Source organism: Allofournierella massiliensis (assembly GCF_004345265.1).
In the GTDB taxonomy this organism is placed as follows: Bacteria; Bacillota; Clostridia; order Oscillospirales; family Ruminococcaceae; genus Allofournierella; species Allofournierella massiliensis.
This window is the reverse complement of record NZ_SLUM01000063.1, coordinates 1-4,000: the sequence shown is the minus strand read 5'-3', so window position 1 is coordinate 4,000 and position 4,000 is coordinate 1. Positions and strand designations below refer to the sequence as shown.

Below are 4,000 nucleotides of genomic sequence, written 5' to 3'. Positions count from 1 at the left end.
TTACCAGCATTTTTATCCCCCCACACTATTATACCGCTTTCTTTTCCTCAATACGAGAAAAAGGCCACCTTTCGGTAACCTTTTTCGACAGGCTGAGCCATCCCGGCCGGGATGGCTTTTTTACTGCAATATGCTTCAGGCCACGAACAGGAACACCGCCAGAAAATGCAAAAGGCTGCCTGCCAGAATGAACAGGTGGAACAGCTCGTGGAAGCCCCAGTTGGGGCTCAGGTTGGGGCGCTTTGCAATGTACATCACCGCACCCACCGAGTAGATCACGCCGCCCGCCGCCACCAGCACAAGGCATGCGGTGGGCATGGAGGCGAAGGCGGGCAGATCCACCAGAATGGACCAGCCCATGGCCAGATAGATCAGGGTACCGATCCAGCGGGGCGCATCCAGCCAGACCAGCTTGAACAGAATGCCCAGAAACGCCGCCGCCCAGAGACACCCCAGAAAGACCTCCCGCTCACCGGCGGGCATGTAGGCCACGCAGAAGGGTGTGTAGCTGCCCGCGATGAGCACATAGATCATGGCGTGATCCAGCTTGCGCAGCCGCCGCAGCGGGGCCGCCGCGCACAGCGCATAATGATAGATGCTGCTGGCGGAATACAGCGTCACCAGCGAAAGACCGAACAGGGCAACCCCGGCCAGCACCAGCGCACCGGAGCCCTGCCACAGGCTGCGGCCCACCAGCAGAAATGTGGCAATCACGCCACCCACAGCACCCCAGAAATGGGTGTAGCTGCTCATGGGCTCACGGCCCTTTGCAAAATACCGGCTCATTCAATCCCCTCCTTGAGCTTATCTAGTTTTTAAAACTAGATTCTATTGTTAGTATAATCACTTTATGCTGTAAAATCAATGCCTGACCAAAAAAATTAACAAATATTCCACCCCCTCGCTTTGACAGGGGGCTATGGATGATGTATGATATTAGAATAGCGTAGTATGGGCTTTCTATACACGCACAGTGTGCCGCGGTTTGTGCGGCCGCTTTTGTGTATCAACGATATAGAGAAGAATGTGAGTGATCGATTTGGCATTTTTAGACAAGCTCTTCGGTTCCTTCTCCGATAAGGAGCTGAAAAAGATCCGCCCCATCGCCGACAAGGTGATCGCGCTGGAGAGCGAAATGGCCGCCAAGACCGACGCGGAACTGCAGGCCATGACCCCCGCGCTGAAGGAGCGGCTGGCAAACGGCGAAACTCTGGACGATATCCTGCCCGAGGCCTTCGCCGTCTGCCGTGAGGCCAGCTGGCGTGTGCTGGGCATGAAGCACTTCCCGGTGCAGATCATCGGTGGTATCGTGCTGCACCGCGCCTGCATCGCCGAGATGCAGACCGGTGAAGGCAAGACCCTGGTGGCCACCCTGCCCGTTTACCTGAACGCGCTGGCCGGCAAGGGCGTGCACGTTGTGACCGTGAACGACTATCTGGCCCGCCGCGACTCCGAGTGGATGGGCAAGCTGTACCGCTGGCTGGGCCTGAAGGTTGGCCTGATCGTGCAGGGCATCACCAACGAGCAGCGCCACGCCGCCTATAACGCGGACATCACCTACGGCACCAACAACGAGTTCGGCTTTGACTACCTGCGCGACAACATGGTGGTCTACAAGGAGAACATGGTGCAGCGCGGCCACTTCTTCGCCATCGTGGACGAGGTGGACTCCATCCTGATCGACGAGGCCCGTACTCCCCTGATCATCAGCGGCAAGGGCGACGATTCCAGCGACCTGTACCAGCAGGCCGACGCCTTCGCCAAAACCCTGAAGATGAGCAAGATCGTGGAGCTGGACGACAAGGAAGATCAGGACGCCCAGGTGGACGGCGACTATGTGGTGGACGAAAAGCACAAGACCGCCACCCTGACCCAGTCCGGCGTGAAGAAGGCCGAGGCCTACTTCCATGTGGAGAACCTGGCCGATGCCGCCAACATGACTCTGGCTCACCACATTAACCAGGCCATCAAGGCCCGGGGCGTGATGCAGCGGGATATCGACTATGTGGTGCGTGACGGCGAGGTCATCATCGTGGACGAGTTCACCGGCCGTCTGATGATCGGCCGCCGCTACAACGAGGGTCTGCATCAGGCCATCGAGGCCAAGGAAGGCGTGAAGGTTGCCGCCGAGAGCAAGACGCTGGCCACCATCACCTTCCAGAACTACTTCCGCATGTACGAGAAGCTGGCCGGTATGACCGGTACCGCCAAGACCGAGGCGGACGAGTTCATCGAGATCTACGGCCTGCAGATCGTGACCGTGCCCACCAACAAGCCCCAGCTGCGCAAGGATGAGTCGGACAGCGTGTACAAGACCGTGAAGGGCAAGTACGACGCGGTGGTCAAGCAGGTTGCCGAGTGTCACGCCAAGGGCCAGCCTGTTCTGGTGGGTACCGTAAGCATTGAAAAGAGCGAGACCCTGAGCAAGCTGCTCAGCCGTCAGGGCATCAAGCACAACGTGCTGAACGCCAAGAACCACGAGAAGGAAGCCGAGATCGTGGCCCAGGCCGGCAAGAAGGGCGCTGTGACCATCGCCACCAACATGGCCGGCCGTGGTACCGACATCATGCTGGGCGGCAACGCCGAATACATGGCCAAGGCCCAGCTGCGCAAGGAAGGCTTTGCCGAGGAAGTGATCGTGGAGGCCGACGGCCATGGCGAGACCGACAACGAGGACATTCTGGCCGCCCGCGCCCGCTTCGACGAGCTGCTGGCTGCCCACAAGGCCGAGATTGCCAAGGAAGCCGAAGAGGTACGCGCCGCCGGCGGCCTGTACATCATCGGCACCGAGCGGCACGAGAGCCGCCGTATCGACAACCAGCTGCGCGGCCGTTCCGGCCGTCAGGGCGACCCGGGTGCTTCCCGCTTCTTCCTGAGCCTGGAGGACGATCTGATGCGTCTGTTCGGCGGCGAGCGGGTGCAGAGCCTGATGGACACCCTGGGCCTGGACGACGAGACCCCCATCGAGAACAAGATGATCACCAACACCATCGAGAGCGCCCAGAAGAAGCTGGAAGCCCAGAACTTCAGCACCCGTAAGAACGTGCTGCAGTTCGACGATGTGATGAACAAGCAGCGTGAGATCATCTACGGCCAGCGCCGTCAGGTGCTGAACGGCGAGGATCTGAAGGAAACCCTGCGCACCATGATGAAGGACAACATCGAGGGCAGCGTGGCCACCTTCTGCGCCGGCGACGATTCCTCCGCCTGGGATCTGGCCGCCCTGCGCCGCCACTATCTGGGCTGGCTGACCATGGACAGCGACCTGCACTACGAGCCCGAACAGCTGAAGAGCCTGAAGCAGGAGGACGTGAGCAAGTTCCTGCTGGACCGCGGCACCCTGATTCTGGACAACAAGGAAAAGAAATACGGCTCCAATATCATGCGCGAGCTGGAGCGGATGTGCCTGCTGCGCAACGTGGACACCAAGTGGATGGACCACATCGACGCCATGGATCAGCTGCGTCAGGGCATCTACCTGCGCAGCTACGGCCAGCGTGACCCGGTTGTGGAATACCGTCTGGAAGGCTTCGAGATGTTCGACGCCATGATCGACAGCATCAAGGAGGACACCGTCCGCCTGCTGCTGACCATCGAGCTGAAGATCCAGCCCCAGCAGCAGGCCCCCGTGGTAGAGCGCACCCAGGTGGCAAAGCCCACCGGCGACGCCGCCACCCCCGGCAAGAACGTGAAGGCCACCAGCTCCTCCGGCCCTGTGAAGGTGGAGAAGATCGGCCGCAACGATCCCTGCCCCTGCGGCAGCGGTCTGAAATGGAAGAAGTGCACCTGCAAGGAGTACCATTCCGACCTGTAAGCCAGTACAATAAGCGCCCGCCGGGCTCAAAAAAGTCCGGCGGGCGTTTTGTGTTTTTGATAAAAGAAAGCCTGCGGTTCCGGCAAAGCTTCGGAATGAACTGCTACCCGTCAAGAGGACAGTGAAAAAATATAAAGTTTTCCCGGCCAGCAGCCAGTAGGTTGCTGGCCACTTTTTATGCAGCGA

Annotated in this window: 2 protein-coding genes; one reads left to right on the top strand and one right to left on the bottom strand. The window is 59.6% G+C overall.

Features of this window, described 5'->3' with window-relative positions; all coding sequences use genetic code 11:
• Positions 1–135: 135 nt before the first annotated feature.
• Entirely contained in the window at positions 136–786 is a 651-nt protein-coding gene (trhA, locus tag EDD77_RS17775; protein ID WP_058963178.1) for a PAQR family membrane homeostasis protein TrhA, read from the bottom strand.
• Between the two features lie 253 nt (positions 787–1,039).
• Here trhA and secA point away from each other — a divergent pair, with 253 nt between their 5' ends.
• Positions 1,040–3,814: a preprotein translocase subunit SecA gene (gene secA, locus EDD77_RS17770; RefSeq protein WP_058963277.1), complete on the top strand. Its 2,775-nt coding sequence runs from the start codon at positions 1,040–1,042 to the stop codon at positions 3,812–3,814.
• The last annotated feature ends 186 nt before the right edge of the window (positions 3,815–4,000 follow it).

What these genes read in the sequence shown, in the direction of transcription:
- trhA (WP_058963178.1), bottom strand. Translation starts at nt 786, where the DNA reads ATGAGCCGGTATTTTGCAAAGGGCCGTGAGCCCATGAGCAGCTACACC.